Raw genomic sequence first — 18,510 nt, 5'->3', positions numbered from 1 at the left:
CCTTGGACACCATCTAGCCCCTCGTGTGCCCTCTTGCCGCGCGCCCCGGCGCTGCCATACTTACGTCGCCGTAGGTTACGGTCCCGTAGGCGCGGCTCCTTTCCCTCACCCTCACCCCCCAGGGGACACCCATGACCTCCAGTCCCGAGGTGCTCGAAACCACCGTCCAGGACCCCTCCGAGACCGACCTGCCCTCCGCCACGCTCGGCGGCGACAGCAAGCGTTCGATCGAGCAGATCGCTCTGCTGCTGTTCATCACGGTGCCGTTCGTGGCGCTGCTCGCGGCGGTCCCGCTGGCCTGGGGCTGGGGCGTGAGCTGGCTCGACCTGGGCCTGCTGGTGGCGATGTACTACATCGGCTGCCACGGCATCACGATCGGTTTCCACCGGTACTTCACGCACGGCTCGTTCAAGGCGAAGCGGCCGCTGCGGATCGCCCTGGCGGTCATGGGCTCGCTCGCGGTGGAGGGCCCGCTGGTGCGGTGGGTGGCGGACCACCGCAAGCACCACAAGTTCTCCGACGCGGAGGGCGACCCGCACTCGCCGTGGCGGTTCGGCGAGACGGTGCCTGCCCTGATGAAGGGCCTGTGGTGGGCGCACATCGGCTGGATGTTCGACGAGGAGCGCACGCCTCAGGCGAAGTACGCGCCCGATCTGATCAAGGACCCGGCGATCCGCCGGATCTCCCGCGACTTCATCTACTGGACGATGCTGTCCCTGGCCATCCCGCCGCTGGTGGGCGGTCTGGTGACGATGTCCTGGTGGGGCGCGTTCACCGCGTTCTTCTGGGGCTCGCTGGTACGGGTCGCGCTGCTGCACCACGTGACGTGGTCGATCAACTCGATCTGCCACGCGGTCGGCAAGCGCCCCTTCAAGTCCCGCGACCGCTCGGGCAACGTGTGGTGGCTGGCCGTCCTGTCGTGCGGCGAGTCCTGGCACAACCTGCACCACGCGGACCCGACGTCGGCGCGCCACGGCGTGCTGCGCGGGCAGGTCGACTCCAGCGCGCGGCTGATCCGCTGGTTCGAGCAGCTCGGCTGGGCCTCCGACGTGCGGTGGCCCAACGCCTCCCGGATCGAAGCCCGGCGCCGGGGCGAGCCCGTCGACGCGGCATGATGGAGAACGTGGCGATCGACGGCAGTACCAGCGGCACCAGCGGAACCGGTAGCAGCGAGAGCAAGCCCCGGCGTGGCCGCCGGGTGCGGATGACGGGGGCGGAGCGCCGGGAGCAGTTGCTGGACATCGGCCGGACACTCTTCGCCGCGAAGGGCTTCGAGGGCACGTCGGTGGAGGAGATCGCGGCGAAGGCCGGGGTGTCCAAGCCGGTGGTGTACGAGCACTTCGGCGGCAAGGAGGGGCTGTACGCGGTCGTGGTCGACCGGGAGATGCGGCAGCTGCTCGAGATGGTGAACGGGGCGCTGACGGCCGGGCACCCGCGTGAGCTCCTGGAGCAGGCGGCGTTCGCGCTCCTCGACTACATCGAGCGGTACACGGACGGCTTCCGGATCCTGGTCCGCGACTCGCCGGTGGCGCAGTCGACGGGCACGTTCGCGTCGCTGATCAGCGACATCGCGACGCAGGTGGAGGACATCCTGGGCCTGGAGTTCAAGGCCCGCGGCTTCGACCCGAAGCTGGCACCGCTGTACGCGCAGGCGCTGGTGGGGAGCGTGGCGCTGACGGGCCAGTGGTGGCTGGACGTCCGCAAGCCGAAGAAGGCGGAGGTCGCGGCGCACCTGGTGAACCTGGCGTGGCACGGCCTGGACGGCCTGGAGCAGAAGCCCCGGTTGATAGGGCATCGCAAGAACTGAGGGGCAGGGCGGGGGCCGGGCGCAGGCGCGCCCGGCCGGGCTAGCGTGCGGGTGCCCCAGGCGCCACCCGGCTCGCTGTGGGCCCGCCCCTCCCCGCACGGATTCCCGTTGCTCGGGTGTCACCCATGAGAGGTATGCTCCCGAGCACATCCGGGGGGGTGTTTCGCCCTTCGTCGCGCCAGTCTGTTCGCGCGGAGGCGCCGCGGACCCCCACCCCCGGTCCGCCGATTTTTCTAGATCCCTGGGGGGGATCTCTTGCGTCTCGCTTTCTCCAAGCGCGCGCGCCGTGTCGCGACCTGCACCGCGCTCGCCCTCTCCGCCGGCATGCTGCTGGCGCCGCCCGCCTCCGCCGACGAGCGGCCCGGGCCCTCCGTGAAGGAGCCCAAGCGCTCCTTCACCCAGCCCGCGAAGCCCGACCTGTCGAAGCTCGACGCGGGCAACGCGCGCCTCGGCCGCCAGGCGACGACCGCGGGCGTCTCGCCGGTCCGCTTCGACACGGACGGCGACGGCAAGAGCGACCTGATCTACCGCGCCTGGGACGGCGGCACCTACGTGACGCCGTCGACCGCCGAGGGCGGCGAGTTCTTCAGCAGCGACGGCAACGCCGCGCCCGCGAACGACATGATCCCGATCGGCGACCAGGACGCCAACGGCAAGCCCGAGGTCCTCGTCGTCTCCCCGTATGGCACGCTGCGCCTGTACTCGACCGACACGGCGACCTCCGGCACGTACCGCTGGCAGGGCGGCGGCTGGACCATCTACAACAAGGTCTTCTCGCCCGGTGACGTCAACGGCGACGGCCGCGCGGACATCATCGGCCGCCAGCACAACGGCGAGCTGTACCTCTACCTCGCCTCCGGCAACCTCTCCGCGCCGTTCGGCGGCCGCACCAAGATCGGCACCGGCTGGAACATCTACGACCAGGTCGTGGGTGTCGGTGACAACGACGGTGACGGCAAGGGCGACGTCATCGGCCGCTCCTACGACGGCAAGCTGTGGTTCTACGGCTCCACCGGCTCCACCACCGCGCCGTTCAAGGGGCGCATCGAGGTCGGCTCCGGCTGGAACATCTACAACCAGCTCATCGGCATGGACGACCTGAACGGCGACGGCGCCGCCGAGCTGTTCGCACGCGACCTGAGCGGCGCGCTCTGGGTGTACCCGGGCCTCGGCAACGGGCGCATGGGCGACCGTGCGCAGACCGCCGGCACCGGCGCGTTCGACAACGTCGACCAGTTCGGCGGCAGCGGCGCCATCCCGGCCCTGGGCAAGCGGGCCCTGATCGGCAAGGACAAGGCCGGCCTGATCTGGTGGTACGGCGGGCTGAACACCGGTCTCCTCAGCGCGCGCGAGCAGGTCGGGACCGAGGGTGGCTGGGGTCCGGCGAGCCTCACCTTCGCCTCCTCGCTCAACGACTCCGGCGCGGCCACGCTGCTGCAGATCCACGACAACCACCTGTACGACAACTTCATCGAGCACGACTTCGGCTCCGGCTGGAACATCTACAACCTGCTGGTCGGCCCCGGCGACCTGAGCGGTGACGGCAAGGGCGACCTGCTGGCCCGTGACAAGTCCGGCGTCCTGTACCTGTACAAGGGCAGCGGCACGGGTGACCACCTGGCCACCCGGATCAAGATCGGTGCGGGCTGGAACGCGTTCAACCAGATCGTCGGCGCGGGTGACTACTCGGGCGACGGCCGGGCGGACATCGTGACCCGTGACGGCGCCGGCAACCTGTTCCTGTACCGGGGCACCGGCTCCGCCACCGCGCCGTTCATGGCGAAGGCGAAGATCGGCTCCGGCTGGAACACGTACACCAAGCTCGTGGCCCCCGGTGACCTCACCGGCGACGGCAAGGCCGACCTGCTGGGCATCAACGCGGCGGGCGAGCTGTGGCGCTACTCGCCGTCCGGCGCGGCCTCCTTCGGCCCCCGGGTCAAGATCGGCACCGGCTGGCAGATCTACACCAGCGTGTACTAGACACACCTGTAGGACCGAAAGCGCCCCGCACCGGGTCTCCGGTGCGGGGCGTCTTCGTGTGTCCGGCCGTGCTAACCGTGGTAACCGTCCCCCTGTCACGCCGGCTTCGTCGCCAGGGCGAAGATCCGGCGGAACGGGAAGACCGTTCCGTGCGGCCCCGGCGGGTAGGCGGCGCGCAGGAGGTCGCGGTACTGGGTGAGGAAGGCGTCCGTCGCCTCCTTGTCGCCCTCCAGTGCGGTCAGGACGGGGCGCAGGGCCGTGCCCTTGACCCAGTCGAGGACGGGGTCCTCGCCGGTGAGGAGCTGGGAGTAGGTGGTCTCCCAGACCTCGGTCGCGCAGCCGAGTTCGGTGAGGCGCAGGAGGTAGTCGGCGGGTTCGAGGATGTGGACGAAGCGGCGGCCCTCTCCGTCGAGCCGGGATCGCCACTGAGGCATGTCGCAGAGTTCACCGAGCAGGGCGTGGCTGGGCGCGGTGAAGTTGCCGGGGACCTGGAAGGCGAACGTTCCGCCGGGCTTGAGGGCGTCGACCCACGGAGCGAAGGACTCCGGGTGGTTGGGGACCCATTGCAGCGCGGCGTTGGAGACGATCAGGTCGTAGGGCTCGTCGGGTGTCCAGTGCGCGGCGTCGGCGGGGCGGAAGTCGAGCCAGCCGCCCCCGGCCGTGGTGCCCGCCCAGTCCTTCTCCGCCCGTTCCAGCATGTCCGGGGAGAGGTCGAAACCGGTGATGTGGGCGTCGGGCCAGCGGTCGGCGAGCAGGACGGTCACATTGCCGGGGCCGCAGCCGAGGTCGGCGATCCGGGCGGGTGTGGCGACAGTGGGAAGTCGCGGTATTCGGGAGAGCAGGTCGAGAAACGGACGCGTGCGGTGGCCGGAATGCCGCAGGTACTGCTGGGGATCCCAGGTTGGCGCGGTGGACGCGGAGGATGGTGCGGAATACATGTTCGAGCCCCCTTGCTGGAACGAGCTGCCGAAGCGGAACTAGGTCCCGGCCCCGTCCTTCCCCATAGTCCATCCGAATATATCTTGACGTCAAGAGACTTTATGTCAACAGACCCTCTACACTGATCGTCATGGAGGACGAGGTCGACCGGTTGGTCGCTGCATGGCGCCGCGAGCGCCCGGACCTCGACGTGGAACCGCTCGAGGTGCTCAGCCGCGTCTCGCGGCTCGCCCGGCACCTGGACCGCGCCCGTCGGCTCGCCTTCTCCGAGCACCAGCTGGAGCCCTGGGAGTTCGACGTCCTCACCTCGCTGCGCCGCGCGGGGGCTCCGTACCAGCTCTCCCCCGGCCAGCTCCTCACGCAGACGCTGGTCACCTCGGGCACCATGACCAACCGTATCGACCGGCTCACCAAGAAGGGCCTGGTCGAGCGGCTCCCCGACCCCAGCGACCGGCGCGGGGTCCTCGTCCGGCTGACCCCCGAGGGCCGCGACCGGGCCGACCAGGCGCTCGCCGGGCTGCTCGCCCAGGAGCGGGCCATCCTGGCCCAGCTCTCCCGCGGCGAGCGCGGCGAACTGGCGGCGCTGCTACGCCAGCTGACCGCCCCGTTCGACAACATCCCCGGCTAGGTCGGCGGACAGCTCGGCGGGCCCGACCCCGGCCCGGCGGGCCAGCGCCACGGCGGCGAGCGTGGAGTGCACGCCCAGCTTCCCGAGCACGTTCTGCATGTGCGTACGGACGGTGTGCGGGGAGAGGAACAGCCGCTCGGCGACCGCCTTGCGGCCCAGGCCCGCCACCATGCAGCGCAGCACCTCGCGCTCGCGCGGGGTCAGCGACTCCACCAGCTGCTCGCTCTCGGTGCGGTGCTTGCGGGCCGCCGTCAGCTCCCGCAGGACGCCGGTGAGCAGGGCGGGCGGCAGATGCGTCTCGTCGCGCAGGACGCCCCGGATCACGGCCAGGAGCCGCTGGAGCGAGCAGTCCTTGGCCACCCAGCCCGACGCCCCGGCCTGCAGCGCGAGCGCCGCCCGGTGCGGGTCGTCCTTCTCGGCGAGAACGACCGTACGGACGGCGGGCTGGACCGAACGGACCCCGGCGACCAGGGAGATGCCGTCGACGACCCCGTCGCCGCCGTCCGGTACGGCCTGGGCGACCGGCAGCGCGCCGGTCGGGCCCGCGACCGCGCCCAGGTCGGCGTCGACCAGCATCACGTCGTACCGGCGCGACTCCGCGACCGAGCGGTCGAGACAGCGCAGCGCGGAAGGGCCGCTGCCCGCGGCGGAGACGTCGACGTCGGGCTCCGCCGCGAGGGCGGCGGCCAGCGACTCGGCGAAGATGCGGTGATCGTCCACCACCAGGACCCGGATACGAGCCACGGACACCCCCAAGTGTCGAGGAGCGGAACCGGCGCGGGTACGGCGCCGGGGACGGGGGTCCGTCGATCGCACGGCCGCCGCCGTGCAGTGACTGCTACCCCGTCCCGGGCGCCGTACCCGACTGGCTCTTACCCCCTGATGCACGCCGGCCCCCACCGGCGCTGTGCTCAGAGTACGGGTGGGGGGCGGCAGGGGAAGGCAATTGGGAGAACTGACCGAACACGGTCGGTACGGGTGCGATCCCCGCGTACGGACGCGACAGAAGACGACAGTCCCGAAGGCGGTCCGGCAGACGGTCCCGTAGATAGTCCTGCAGATGGTCCGGCCGGCGGTCCGGCGGATGGTCCGGCCGGCCGTCTCACTCCCGGCGGGCGCCCGCCGACGGGACCGCCGGGAAGATCCCCGGCGTGGCGAACCCGGCCCCGGCGAAGGCCTTCTCGACCGCCGCCGCCACGGACTCCGCCCGCTCCTCGGGCACAAGAACCACCGCCGAGCCGCCGAAGCCGCCGCCCGTCATCCGCGCGCCCAGCGCTCCGGCCGCGTTCGCCGACTCGACCACGAGGTCCAACTCGGGGCAGGAGACCCGCAGATCGTCCCGTAGGGATGCGTGGCCCTGGTTGAGGACCGGGCCGACGGCCGCCGCGTCCCCGGCGTCGAGGAGGGCGATCGTCCGCTCGACCCGGTGATTGTCCGAAACGACGTGCCGGACATAGCGACGAACCGATTCCTCGCTCAAACGCGCGAGGGAATCGGGCAGTTGCGCGTACGGGACTTCGCGCAGCGTGCGCACACCGAGCGCCCGCGCACCCGCCTCGCACCCGGCGCGCCGCTCCGCGTACGCGCCGTCCCCGAGGGCATGCTTCACCCGGGTGTCCACGACGAGGAGCCGCAGCCCCTGCGCGGCCAGGTCGAAGGGGACCTGGCGGTACGAGAGGTCACGGGTGTCCAGGAAGAGCGCGTGGCCCTCGATGGCGCACGCGGATGCCATCTGGTCCATCACCCCACAGGGGACGCCGACGAAGGCGTTCTCCGCGCGCTGAGCGAGGACGGCGAGTTCGGGGCGGGAGAGCCCGAGGCCGAAGAGGTCGTTCAGGGCGAGCGCGGTGACGACCTCCAGGGCGGCCGACGACGACAGGCCCGCCCCGGTCGGCACGGTGGAGGCGAGGTGGACGTCCGCCCCGGTGACCGGGTGCCCGGCCTCGCGCAGCGCCCAGACGACGCCGGCGGGGTAGGCGGCCCAGCCGGCGTCGGCGGCGGTACGCGGGTCGAGCGCGGCCACGTCGAGCCGGACGACACCGCCCTCGACGTCGGCCGAGTGGACCCGCAGCACCCCGTCGGCGCGCCGGGAGACCGCGGCGACGGCCGTGTGCGGCAGGGCCAGCGGCATCACGAAGCCGTCGTTGAAGTCGGTGTACTCGCCGATCAGGTTGACCCGCCCGGGGGCGGCCCAGACACCCTCGGGCGCCGCCCCGTACAGCGCCTCGAACTCGCCCGCCACGCTCATCCGCGCCCCAACTCCCGCTCTCTCGCGAACGCCCAGGCGTCCCGCACGATGTCCGCCAGGTCCGGGCGGGACGGAATCCAGCCGAGCCGCTCGCGCGCGGCCTCCGCCGAGGCGACGAGCACCGCCGGGTCGCCGGGGCGGCGCGCGGCCATGACCTCGGGGACCGGGTGCCCGGTCACCTTGCGGACGGTCTCGACGACCTCGCGCACGGAGAAGCCGTTGCCGTTGCCGAGGTTGCAGATCAGGTGCTCGCCCCCGGTCATGGCGTCGAGGGCCAGCAGGTGGGCCTCGGCGAGGTCGGCGACGTGGATGTAGTCGCGGACGCAGGTGCCGTCCGGGGTCGGGTAGTCGTCGCCGTACACGTTGATCGCCTCGCGGCGGCCCAGGGCGACGTCGAGGACGAGCGGGATGAGGTGCGACTCGGGGTCGTGGCGCTCCCCGCACGTCCCGTACGCGCCGGCCACGTTGAAGTACCGCAGCGAGACCGCGGCGAGGCCGTGGGCGGCGCACTCGCCGCCGATCATGTGGTCGACGGCCAGCTTGGACGCCCCGTAGGGGCTGGTCGGGGCGGTCGGCGCGGCCTCGGTGATGGGGACGGACTTCGGCTCCCCGTAGGTGGCGGCCGTGGAGGAGAAGACGAGCTTGCGGACGCCCGCCGTGCGCATCGCGGCGAGCAGCGCCATCGTGCCGCCGACGTTGTTCTCCCAGTACTTCTCGGGCTTGGCGACCGACTCGCCGACCTGGGAGAAGGCGGCGAAGTGCAGGACGCCGTCGTAGGAGCCGTCGAGCCACTTCGCGGCGTCCTGGATGCGGCCCTCGACGAACCGGGCGCCGGCCGGGACGCCTTCGGCGAAGCCGGTGGAGAGGTCGTCGAGGACGGTCACCTCGTGGCCCGCCTCGACCAGGTGGCGTGCGACCGTGCTCCCCACGTAGCCCGCGCCGCCGGTCACCAGGTATTTGGCTGTCGCAGCCGTCATGCCGTTGCCACCTCTCGGAGTCGTGCGGCCGCCGTCTCCGGCGGTACGTCGTTCATGAACGCACCCATGCCGGACTCGGTGCCCGCGAGGTACTTCAGTCTGCCGGGCGCCCGCCGGACCGTGAAAAGCTCCAGGTGCAGCCCGAACTCCGCGCGGTCCGCGTCGTCGACCGGCGCCTGGTGCCAGGCGGCGATGTACGGCGTGGGCGGCTCGCCGGGTCCGAAGATCCGGTCGAAGCGCCTCAAGAGTTCCAGATACGTCTGTGGGAAGGCTGTGCGGGCCGCCTCGTCGAGCGCCGGCAGGTCGGGCACCCGGCGGGTGGGGTGCAGGTGCACCTCGTACGGCCAGTGCGCGGCGTACGGGACGAAGGCGATCCAGTCCTCGTTCTCCAGGACCACGCGCGCCCCGTCGGCCCGCTCGCGGGCGACGACGTCGTCGAAGAGGTTCCGTCCCGTACGGGTCCGGTGCTCGGCGGCCCGGCGCCGCATCAGCTCCGTACGGGGGGTCACGTACGGGAAGGCGTAGATCTGGCCGTGCGGGTGGCCGAGGGTGACGCCGATCTCGGCGCCCCGGTTCTCGAAGCAGTAGACCTGCCGCACGCCGGGGAGCGCGGCGAGTTCGGCGGTCCGGTCGGTCCAGGCCTCCAGGACGAGCGCGGCACGCTCGGGGGTGAGGTCGGCGAAGGATGCCTCGTGGTCGGAGGTGAAGCAGACGACCTCGCACCGGCCGTTCTTCCCGGAGAGCGAGGGGAAACGGTTCTCGAAGACGGCGACCTCGTACTCCGGGGCCGGGATCTCGGTGGGCCGTCCGGGGCGGGAGGGGCAGAGCGGGCAGGCGTCGGCCGGCGGATGGTAGGTCCGGCCCTGCCGGTGCGAGGCGACGGCGACGGAGTCCCCGAGAAGCGCGTCGTACCGGATCTCGGAGGCGGAGGAGACGGGGTCGAGCGGCCGGGTGTCGACGGCGTCGCGGACGGCGTCGTCCCGCGCGTCGTAGTAGATGAGCTCGCGGCCGTCGGCGAGGGTGGTGACGGTCTTCTTCACGGCGATGTCCTCAGCGCGGTGTCCACAACGGGGAACCAAACAGAACCACGCACAAGGAACCACAATCGAACATCGCCAGTCAACGCCGAGCGGCCCCCCGTTGGAGACGAGGGGCGACTGTTCCGCACCGATGTCCGGGCCGAGTTCCACCCTTACGGGTGTTCTCCCCTACGGGTGTTCGATCCCTCCCTTGCGGGTGCTCGGTCCCCCCTGCGGGTGTTCGGCCCCTCCCTTACGGGTGTTCGCTGCGCCCTTACGGGTGTTCGGTCCGCGCCCCCGGCACCGGCGCCCGGTCGAGCAGCCCGGTCCGCGCCGCCAGGGCCGCCGCCTCCAGGCGCGAGCCCACCCCCAGCTTCATCAGCACCCGCTGCACGTGCGTGCGCGCCGTGCTCGGCGCGATCCTCATGCCCGCCGCGATCAGCCGGGTGTCCTCGCCCTCCGCGACCCTGACCAGGACCTCCACCTCACGCGGCGTCAGCATCCGCAGCAGCCGCTGCCCCTCGTCGTCGGGCTGCGCCGACGGGTTGAGCAGCTCCGTGAAGGCCCCCTGGAGGAGCTGCGGCGCCACCGCCGCCTCCCCCGCCCGCGCCTTGATCAGCGCCCGCTCCACGCCCTCGATGCGCTCGTCGTGCCGTACGTAGCCCGACGCGCCGGCCGCGAAGGCCGCCGCGATCCCGCGCGGCGACGGCACCGGGCCGAGCACGACCACGGCCACCTGCGGCCGCTCGCGCTTGATCCGGACGATCGGGTCGAAGGCCCCCGGCTCGGCCGGGGCCGCCGTGCCGAGCAGGCACACCTCGGGCGCCCGGCTCACCACGAGATCCGCCGCGCCCGCCACCGGGGCGGCCGCCGCGAGCACCCGGTGCCCACGCAGTTTCAGTGCCGAGGCGAGCGCCTCGGCGAGCAGTCTGTGGTCGTCGACCACCATGAGCCGCACGCCCATCGAGCAACCCCTTAGTTCCCCCCTGAGGCCGTCCCCCGGCCCCAGCCACTCCGATGACCCGGCAAACTACACGTTCGTCCCCCCGGACTTCGAATACTTCGCCCGTAGGGGGCCCACGCAAACAGCCCGGCGCGCCGAGTGAATCGACGCGCCGGGCTGTGCGGTTGTGAGCCGGGGCTCACTCGGTGGATCAGTTGGTGGAGAACCCGAGCGCCAGGTACTCCTTGTAGGAGCTCGTGCCGCTCGGCTTGCTGATCATGACGTCCGAGATGAACATCCGGCCGTTGGCGTAGAGGATCTCGGCGTAGTCGCCGGAGAAGGTGCCCTCCGCGTCGCGGACCGTCTTGTCGGACGGGTTCTCCATGAGGACGGTCGGCTTCATCGTGCCGCCGTCGATGGAGACGATCTGCCCGCCCATGTCGTACGGCGGCATCTTGTACGCGAGGAGGTTGCCGCCGTCCATGCGCAGCGGGACCATCGTCCAACGGTCGCCGGCGTCCGCCTTCTGGACGATCTGCTTGCCCGTGGTCAGGTCGAAGGCGAGGATCTCGTTGGTCTCGTCGCCGTACTCACCGGTGGAGCCCTCGCGCTCCTCGGTCGGCAGGTAGAGCCGGCCGTTGCCGACGACGACCTTGGTGCAGGTCTCGACCTCGGTGGAACGGCACTTGGCCGCGAACCGCTCGGCGTCCGCCGCGATCTTGACCTTCAGCTTGCCGGTCTTCTCGTCGATCGAGAAGAAGTCCGAGATGCCGCTGCCGTCGCCGGCGGTGTCACCGACGTCGGCCGCGACCACGAGCGGCTTGGTGGAGACGATCGCCGCGTACTCGACACCCGTGGGCATCTTGTACTGGGAGATCGGGGCGCCCGAGATCGGGTTCAGGTTCTGGATGACGACGTACTGGCTGTTGTACGAGCCGCACTTGCGCGCCGCGACCAGGCCCTCGCCGCCGCCGTAGCCCATGTCGTAGCAGCTCTCGGCGTTGGCCTTGGGCTTCCAGCGCGGGTTGCCGTTGGCCAGGTCGAAGGCGGCGCCGCCGTCGGTGCCGCCGGCCGCGACGGTCGTCCCGCTGAGGGTGACCTCGCTGAACCTGGCCTTGTCGTCACCCGCGTTGCCGCCGGTGACGGAGGTGGACCACACCAGCTTGCCGGCGTTCAGGTCGACGACGCCGACCTCGGTGCACGGCTGGTAGAACTTCGGCCCGACCCGCTTGGTCGCCTCGAAGAGGATCGCGGTCTTGTTGTCGGCGGTGGTGTGCCGCGACGTGCCGCAGACCTGACCGGGCAGTGCCAGGGTCCAGAGCGGGGTGCCCTTGTCGAGGTCGCGGCCGACGATCGAGTTGACGTCCGTCTTCACGAACGCCTTGTCGGTGATCCAGGAACCGCTGACGTCCGTGGTGTCGTCGACCTTGGGCTGCGGCAGCTGGAACTTCAGCGAGGACTTGGTGTTCGCGGGCACCTTCTCCTTGCCGTTGCCGCCGAGACCGCCGTTGGCCCCGTCCTTGTTCCCGCCGGTGGTCGCGCCGGTCGTGCCGCCCGCGTTGTCGTCCTTCTCGCCGCCACCGGAGTTGGCGTACCAGACCCCGCCGCCGACGATGAGGACGACGGCGACCACGGCGGCGATGACGATCTGCATCTGCGTGGACAGCTTCTTGCCGCCGCCCGCGCCGGGCGCCACGACCGTGGACGGCTGCGGCTGCTGCGGGTAGCCGTAGGGCTGCTGCGGCTGCTGCGGATACCCGTACGGCTGCTGCTGCGGGTAGCCGTACTGGGGCTGACCCTGGGGCTGCGTCGGCGGCTGCTGCGGGTAGCCGTACGGCGGCTGCTGCGGCGGCTGGGCCGGCGGCTGCTGCGGATACCCGTAAGGGGCCTGGTTCGGGGGCTGGTTCGGCGGCGGCGTGGGCGCGCCGAAACCACCCGGCGGCGGGTCCTGGGGTGCGCCGAAACCACCCGGCGGGGGGTCCTGCGGCGCGCCGAAGCCGCCGGGCGGCGGGCCCGGGGGCTGGTTGGGCGGAGGCGGAGGGGGCTGCGTCATGGTGTGGGTACCTCGGAAGTCATGGGGGCGGCGGCCGGCGAGGCGTCGGCCGTGCCGACGGCGAGAAGCGCCGCCACGACCGCCGTCCGAACGGCGGTCGTGGGGCGCTTGCCCGGCTGCTGCGGTGGGGTCATCGGTGACGGACCGGCGTCACTTGCTGAAGGACATCATGGTCTTGGTCTCCTTCTCCTCCGCGTCGTTCTGCGCGCTGACGCGGCCGGCCGCCACGATGAAGTGGCCGCCGGAGTAGAGGTAGGCCGGGCTGTAGTAGTCGTCCTCGATCTCGGCCGTCGACAGCGGGTGCTGCTGCAGGATCTTCGGCGAGCCACCGGTCGGCGCGATCGTCGCGACGGCGCCGCCCTTGTCGTACAGCGCCTTCATGTAGACCACGACCTCCGAACCCTCCATGCGCAGCGGGGTGATCGTGCGCTCGGCGGGGGCGGCGGCGCGCCACTTCTGCTTGCCGGTGTTCAGGTCGAAGGCGACGACGGCGTTGGCCTGGCGGTACTCGGAGTCCGTCGCCATGTAGAAGGTGTTGGCGTCGGCGGTCACGCCGTTGCAGCCCTGGAGGTTGCGGCCGAAGACGACGAACGCGCCGCCGCCGCAGTCGGGGGCGTACTTGTCGGTGCCGCCCTGGATCTGCGACCGGAGCTTGCCGTCGGCGGTGACGGCGAAGACCGTCCACTTCTTCTCGTCGCGCTGCTGGGCGGAGACGACCAGCGGGTCCACCGAGTAGACCTTGTCGACCTCCCAGGTCGGCTTGAGCTTGAAGGTCCACTTCGGCTTGCCGGTCAGCGGGTCGATCTCGCTGACCTGCTCCTGCGGCTTGTTGACGTCGCCGGTGCGGCAGGCCGCGGCGGCGATCAGCTTGGAGCCGCCCGCGAAGGCGTACGGCTGGCACTGGCCCTCGGCCGGCTTGCCGAAGAGCTGCTTGCCGTCGGCGAGGGCGAAGCCCCAGGAGTGGTTCATGCCGGCCGCGGTCACCGTGGTGCCGCTGATGGCGAGCGTGATGTCGGAGAACGAGCTGAAGCCGGTGCCCTTGTCGAGCGACTTCTTCCAGCCGGCCTTGCCCGTCTTCAGGTTGATCTGCTGAAGGACGTTGCAGTCGGCGCGGTCGCCCGCCTTGTCGTTGATGGCGATGACGAGGCTGCCGTCGGCCGCGGGCTCGGGAGCCGCGGCGCAGACCTCGAAGGGCACGTCCAGGTTCCACTTCGGGGCGCCGTCGGCGAGACCGAAGCCGCTGATGCCCTTGTACATCGCCTTGGCGACGACATCGCCGGAGACCCACGGGCCGAACACGTCGGCGCCGTTGCGGGGCAGGTCGACGTTGTTCTTGAGCAGCCAGTCGATCTTCGCCTCGCCCTGCTGGCGACCAGCGTTGAGGTCGTCCTCGCCGTTGCGGGCGCCACCGTCGCCGGTGCCGTCGCCCTGGTCGACGGACTCGGACGGCTTCGGAGCGCCGCTGGTCGCCGTCGGCTTGGCGACCGGCTTCTCCTCGCCGTCCCCGCTCAGCGCGAACCAGGTACCGCCGCCGATGACGAGCGCGGCGGCCACGGCCGCGCCGATGATGACACCCGGCTTGCCCTTGAACGGGTTCTTGCCGCCGGGCGCGGGCGCCATGGGCTGCGTCGGGTAGGCGCCGTAGGCGTTCGGCTGCTGGCCGTACGGGTTCGGCTGCTGACCGTACGGACCCGGCTGCTGGCCGTACGGGCCGGGCTGCTGCGGGTACCCGTAACCGGGCTGCGTGGGCGGCTGCTGTTGCGGGTAGCCGTAACCGGGCTGCGGGGCCTGGTCGTACGGGCCGGGCGCGGCGGGCGGCGGCGTCTGCGGGGCCTGGGGCGCCTGCGGCGGCACCGGCGGTGCCTGCGGCGGCATCGGAGGTACCGGCGGCGTGCCCTGAGGCGCGTTCGGCGCCGGGTTCTGCGGCGTGTTCTGAGCCGGGTCCGGGTTCGGTGCGCCGAAGCCCGGCGGCTGGTTGCTGGGCGGCTGGGTCATCAGCGCGTTCCCCCTTGATGTGAGCGGGTTTTCTTTCTACCACTCACCGGATGACGCAAAAGCGACCGGTCCACCCCTTGTTCCCAAGGGAGGACCGGCCCGTGATGCCCTCGTTACGCGTTTCGCACGGCTTCTCTACGCGTCCTCACGCGTCCTCCGCCAATTCCAGCCACCGCATCTCCAACTCCTCGCGCTCCCCCGAGAGTTCCCGGAGCTCCGCGTCGAGCTTCGCGACCAGCTCGAAATCGGTCGCGTTCTCGGCGATGCGGGCGTGCAGCTTCGCCTCCTTCTCGGAGACCTTGTCCAGCTGCCGCTCGACCTTCTGCAACTCCTTCTTCGCGGCGCGCGCGTCGGCCGCCGAGACGCCCGGCTTCGCCTGCGCGGCCGCGGCGGCCGGGGCGGCGGACGGGACCGACGCCTCGATCATCTTCAGGCGTCGCTCCAGGTACTCGTCGATGCCGCGCGGCAGCATCCGCAGCGTCTGGTCGCCGAGGAGCGCGAACGTGCGGTCGGTGGTCCGCTCGATGAAGAACCGGTCGTGGGAGATGACGACCATGGAGCCCGGCCAGCCGTCGAGGAGGTCCTCCAGCTGGGTCAGGGTCTCGATGTCCAGGTCGTTGGTGGGCTCGTCGAGGAAGAGGACGTTCGGCTCGTCCATCAGCAGGCGCAGCAGCTGGAGCCGGCGGCGCTCGCCACCGGAGAGGTCGCCGACCGGCGTCCACTGCTTCTCCTTCGAGAAGCCGAACTGCTCGCAGAGCTGACCTGCGGACATCTCCCGGCCCTTGCCGAGGTCGACCCGGTCGCGGATCTGCTGGACGGCCTCCAGGACCCGCAGCGTGGCGGGGAGTTCGGTGACGTCCTGGGAGAGGTACGCGAGCCGTACGGTCTTGCCGACGACGACCTTCCCGTCGGCGGGCTGCGTCTCGCCCTGGGTGACGGCGGCGTCCGCGAGCGCCCGCAGGAGGGAGGTCTTGCCGGCGCCGTTGACGCCGACCAGGCCGATGCGGTCGCCGGGGCCGAGCTGCCAGGTGAGGTGCTTGAGCAGCGTCTTGGGGCCGGCGGTGACGGTGACGTTCTCCAGGTCGAAGACCGTCTTGCCGAGCCGGGCGTTGGCGAACTTCATCAGCTCCGAGGTGTCGCGCGGCGGCGGCACGTCGGCGATGAGCTCGTTGGCGGCCTCGATGCGGTAGCGGGGCTTGGAGGTACGGGCGGGGGCGCCGCGCCGCAGCCAGGCAAGCTCCTTGCGCATCAGGTTCTGCCGCTTGGTCTCCTCCGTCGCCGCCCTGCGCTCGCGCTCGGCGCGGGCGAAGACGTAGTCGGAGTAGCCGCCCTCGTACTCGTGGACGTCACCGCGCTGCACGTCCCACATGCGGGTGCAGACCTGGTCGAGGAACCAGCGGTCGTGGGTGACGCAGACGAGCGCGGAACGGCGCGTCTGGAGGTGCTTGGCGAGCCAGGCGATGCCCTCGACGTCGAGGTGGTTGGTGGGCTCGTCCAGGATGAGCAGGTCCTGGTCCTCGATGAGGAGCTTGGCCAGCGCGATCCGGCGGCGCTCGCCACCCGAGAGCGGGCCGATGACCGTGTCGAGGCCCTTCTCGAAGCCGGGCAGGTCGAGCCCGCCGAAGAGCCCGGTGAGCACGTCGCGGATCTTCGCGCTGCCGGCCCACTCGTGGTCGGCCATGACGCCGATGACCTCGTGCCGGATGGTGGCGGCCGGGTCGAGCGAGTCGTGCTGCGTGAGCACCCCGAGCCGCAGCCCGCCGCTGTGCGTGACGCGGCCGGTGTCGGCCTCCTCCAGCTTGGCGAGCATCCGGATGAGGGTGGTCTTGCCGTCTCCGTTGCGGCCCACGACCCCGATCCGGTCGCCCTCGGACACGCCGAGCGAGACACCGTCGAGCAGGGCACGTGTGCCGTACACCTTGCTGACAGCCTCGACATTGACCAGGTTGACGGCCACTTTGACTCCTGAAGCGGGGAATGGATCGAGGTCCAAGGGTAGACGCCGGGCCGAGGCAACGGCGTCCGGCGTTCCTCCCGCCCGCAGGAGGCACTGGGCGTGCCTAGCAACGGTTGAGGTTGCCGCTTCCTCCGGTGGTCTTGTCGGCGAAGACCCAGCCCTCGGTCTCTGTGTTCTGGATACGGGCCCAGATCCACTTGTTGCCGTGGGCGTTGGTGACGTAGCAGTGGTAGTAGATCTTCGCGCCGTCCTTGACCGGGGACGTCCAGCCGCAGTCCGCGTACGGCCCGGTGTAGAGGTGGGAGTTCTGCGACAGGTAGCCGAAGCCGTCGCTGCGGTTGGCGTGCGTCCAGCCGGTGCACGCCGTCGAGACCGGGGTGGGCTTCGTCGCCGTGGCGGTGGGCGTGGGCTTCGCGGACGTGGACGGCTTGGCGGAGGGGCTCGCGGACGGCTTGTCGTCGGGCTTCTGCGTGGGAGTCGGCTGGGTGGGGGTGGCGGACCGGGTCTCGCCGGGGTCCATGGACGTCAGGTCCCCCGGGGAGGTCGGCTGGTCGTCGCCCGCGCCGCCGCCGGTACCGGACAGGTCGCCGTCGGCCGGCGCGTTCGCCGCGGGCGGCGCCGCCTGCGAGCCGCCGCCGCCCGGCTCGTCGCCGGTGTTCATGAGCGCGTAGGCGACGCCGCCGCCCACGAGGACGGTGGCGACCGCGGCCGCGAGGACGGTACGGGTACGACGGCGCCGGGCGCGCACGACCTCGGTGCGGCTCTCGGAGCTGCTCGCGGGCGGGGCGGCGGGCTGCGGGGCACCGGGGACGGCGGCGGCGGCCGGGTGCGGGTACTGCTGCGGGGCCGGGGGCGGGGCAGGCTGCGCGTACGGCTGCTGGAACGGTTCGGCAGCGGGACCGAAGGCACCGGGCGGGGGCTGTACGGGAGCGGGGGCGGGGGCCGGGGTCTGCACGGGTGCGGGTACGGGCCCGGGCGCGAGGTTCGTCGTCACGTCCGGCGTCGCGCCCGCGGCGACCGCCTCCAGCATTTCGCGGGCCCGCGCGGCGTCGGGCCGCTGCCGCGGGTCCTTGGCCATGAGCGCCCGCAGCACGGGGGCGAGCGGCCCGGCCCGCAGGGGCTCCGGCAGGGGCTCGCCGACGATCGCCGCGAGCGTGGACCAGACCGAGGTGCGGCGGAAGGCGGAGGCGCCCTCCACGGCCGCGTACAGCGTCATGCCGAGCGCCCAGATGTCCGAGGCGGCCCCCGGCTCCTGGCCCTGGGCGCGCTCGGGCGGCAGGTAGTCGAGGGAGCCGACGATCTGGCCGCTCTGGGTCAGCTTGGCGAGGGCCTCGTCGCCGGACGTGTCCATGCTGGCGATGCCGAAGTCGGTGAGCACGACACGGCCGCCCTGCTCCAGGAGCACGTTCCCCGGCTTGACGTCCCGGTGCAGGACCCCGGCCCGGTGCGCCGCGTCGAGCGCGTCCATCAGCCGGGCGCCGATCGCGGCGGCCTCGCGCGGGTCCAGCGGGCCGCGCTCGGTGAGGACGTCGTCCAGGGAGGGCCCGTCGACCAGCTCCATGACGATGACGGGCAGCCCCCGCTCCTCGATCACGTCGTGGACGGTGACCACACCGCTGTGCCGGATCCGGGCGGCGGCCTGCGCCTCCCGCTCCATCCGGACCCGGAGGTCGGCCAGTTCGGCGGGCGAGGCGTCGGTGAAGGCCCGCAGCACCTTGACCGCGACCTCGCGGTTCAGCACCTGGTCCACCGCCCGGGCGACCACGCCCATGCCACCGCGCCCGATCGTCGCGGTCACGCGGTACCGCCCGCCGAGAACCTCGCCGACCAGCTCCGCGCCGTTCGCCCCCGTCACCCGTACCCGCTCCGATCAGATCGTCGTACCGCTCACCGCAAGGCCACCAGCGTAGGCGCAGCCGACCGGACCCCCGTCAACGGCCGGGACTTCCTCACCTGACCCTCAC

General features: G+C 71.8%; 14 protein-coding genes. 4 read left to right on the top strand and 10 right to left on the bottom strand.

The features are described 5' to 3' along the window. Window positions 1-131: 131 nt before the first annotated feature. From ACWCO8_RS25250 to ACWCO8_RS25240, 3 genes are all read left to right on the top strand, one after another. Window positions 132-1,115 carry an acyl-CoA desaturase gene (locus ACWCO8_RS25250; RefSeq protein WP_362013264.1) on the top strand — a complete coding sequence of 328 codons (984 nt, stop codon included), beginning with the start codon at window positions 132-134 and terminating at the stop codon, window positions 1,113-1,115. Then, entirely contained in the window at window positions 1,112-1,807 is a 696-nt protein-coding gene (locus ACWCO8_RS25245) for a TetR/AcrR family transcriptional regulator (RefSeq protein ID WP_451034168.1), read from the top strand. The genes ACWCO8_RS25250 and ACWCO8_RS25245 overlap by 4 nt, the downstream gene beginning before the upstream one ends. Before the next feature lie 255 nt (window positions 1,808-2,062). Then, entirely contained in the window at window positions 2,063-3,787 is a 1,725-nt protein-coding gene (locus ACWCO8_RS25240) for an FG-GAP repeat domain-containing protein (protein WP_451034167.1), read from the top strand. A 95-nt stretch (window positions 3,788-3,882) separates the two neighbouring features. On the opposite strand, the gene ACWCO8_RS25235 is transcribed toward ACWCO8_RS25240, so the two are convergent. After that, window positions 3,883-4,725, bottom strand: coding sequence for a trans-aconitate 2-methyltransferase (locus ACWCO8_RS25235; protein WP_362013259.1), 843 nt, complete (start codon window positions 4,723-4,725; stop codon window positions 3,883-3,885). Window positions 4,726-4,856: 131 nt separating this feature from the next. On the opposite strand from ACWCO8_RS25235, the gene ACWCO8_RS25230 reads away from it, so the two are divergent. Beyond that, window positions 4,857-5,354, top strand: coding sequence for a MarR family winged helix-turn-helix transcriptional regulator (locus tag ACWCO8_RS25230; protein ID WP_362013257.1), 498 nt, complete (start codon window positions 4,857-4,859; stop codon window positions 5,352-5,354). On the opposite strand, the gene ACWCO8_RS25225 is transcribed toward ACWCO8_RS25230, so the two are convergent. From ACWCO8_RS25225 to ACWCO8_RS25185, 9 genes are all read right to left on the bottom strand, one after another. Continuing rightward, complete coding sequence (locus ACWCO8_RS25225) at window positions 5,313-6,098, bottom strand: LuxR C-terminal-related transcriptional regulator (RefSeq protein WP_451034166.1); 786 nt, start codon at window positions 6,096-6,098, stop codon at window positions 5,313-5,315. The two genes, ACWCO8_RS25230 and ACWCO8_RS25225, sit on opposite strands and share 42 nt — an antisense overlap. A gap of 358 nt (window positions 6,099-6,456) precedes the next feature. Further along, a complete protein-coding gene (galK, locus tag ACWCO8_RS25220) occupies window positions 6,457-7,602 on the bottom strand; it encodes a galactokinase (protein WP_451034165.1) in 1,146 nt (381 codons plus the stop codon). After that, window positions 7,599-8,579: a UDP-glucose 4-epimerase GalE gene (gene galE, locus ACWCO8_RS25215; RefSeq protein WP_451034164.1), complete on the bottom strand. Its 981-nt coding sequence runs from the start codon at window positions 8,577-8,579 to the stop codon at window positions 7,599-7,601. Before galE ends, galK begins: the two co-directional genes overlap by 4 nt. After that, window positions 8,576-9,619: a galactose-1-phosphate uridylyltransferase gene (gene galT, locus ACWCO8_RS25210; protein ID WP_451034163.1), complete on the bottom strand. Its 1,044-nt coding sequence runs from the start codon at window positions 9,617-9,619 to the stop codon at window positions 8,576-8,578. The genes galE and galT overlap by 4 nt, the downstream gene beginning before the upstream one ends. Window positions 9,620-9,872: 253 nt before the next feature. Then, window positions 9,873-10,562 (bottom strand): helix-turn-helix transcriptional regulator, encoded by a 690-nt coding sequence (locus tag ACWCO8_RS25205; protein WP_451034162.1) that lies wholly within the window; start codon window positions 10,560-10,562, stop codon window positions 9,873-9,875. 190 nt (window positions 10,563-10,752) lie between these two features. Continuing rightward, a complete protein-coding gene (locus tag ACWCO8_RS25200) occupies window positions 10,753-12,594 on the bottom strand; it encodes an outer membrane protein assembly factor BamB family protein (RefSeq protein ID WP_451034161.1) in 1,842 nt (613 codons plus the stop codon). Between the two features lie 150 nt (window positions 12,595-12,744). Continuing rightward, window positions 12,745-14,589, bottom strand: coding sequence for an outer membrane protein assembly factor BamB family protein (locus tag ACWCO8_RS25195; protein ID WP_451034160.1), 1,845 nt, complete (start codon window positions 14,587-14,589; stop codon window positions 12,745-12,747). Between the two features lie 145 nt (window positions 14,590-14,734). Next, on the bottom strand, window positions 14,735-16,546 hold the full coding sequence (locus ACWCO8_RS25190; protein ID WP_451034159.1) for an ABC-F family ATP-binding cassette domain-containing protein: 1,812 nt from the start codon (window positions 16,544-16,546) through the stop codon (window positions 14,735-14,737). Between the two features lie 103 nt (window positions 16,547-16,649). Beyond that, window positions 16,650-18,317, bottom strand: coding sequence for a serine/threonine-protein kinase (locus tag ACWCO8_RS25185; RefSeq protein ID WP_451034271.1), 1,668 nt, complete (start codon window positions 18,315-18,317; stop codon window positions 16,650-16,652). Between the last annotated feature and the right edge of the window lie 193 nt (window positions 18,318-18,510).

This window comes from Streptomyces sp. NPDC001927 (assembly GCF_053594455.1).
This window is presented reverse-complemented; position numbering and strand designations above follow the sequence as displayed.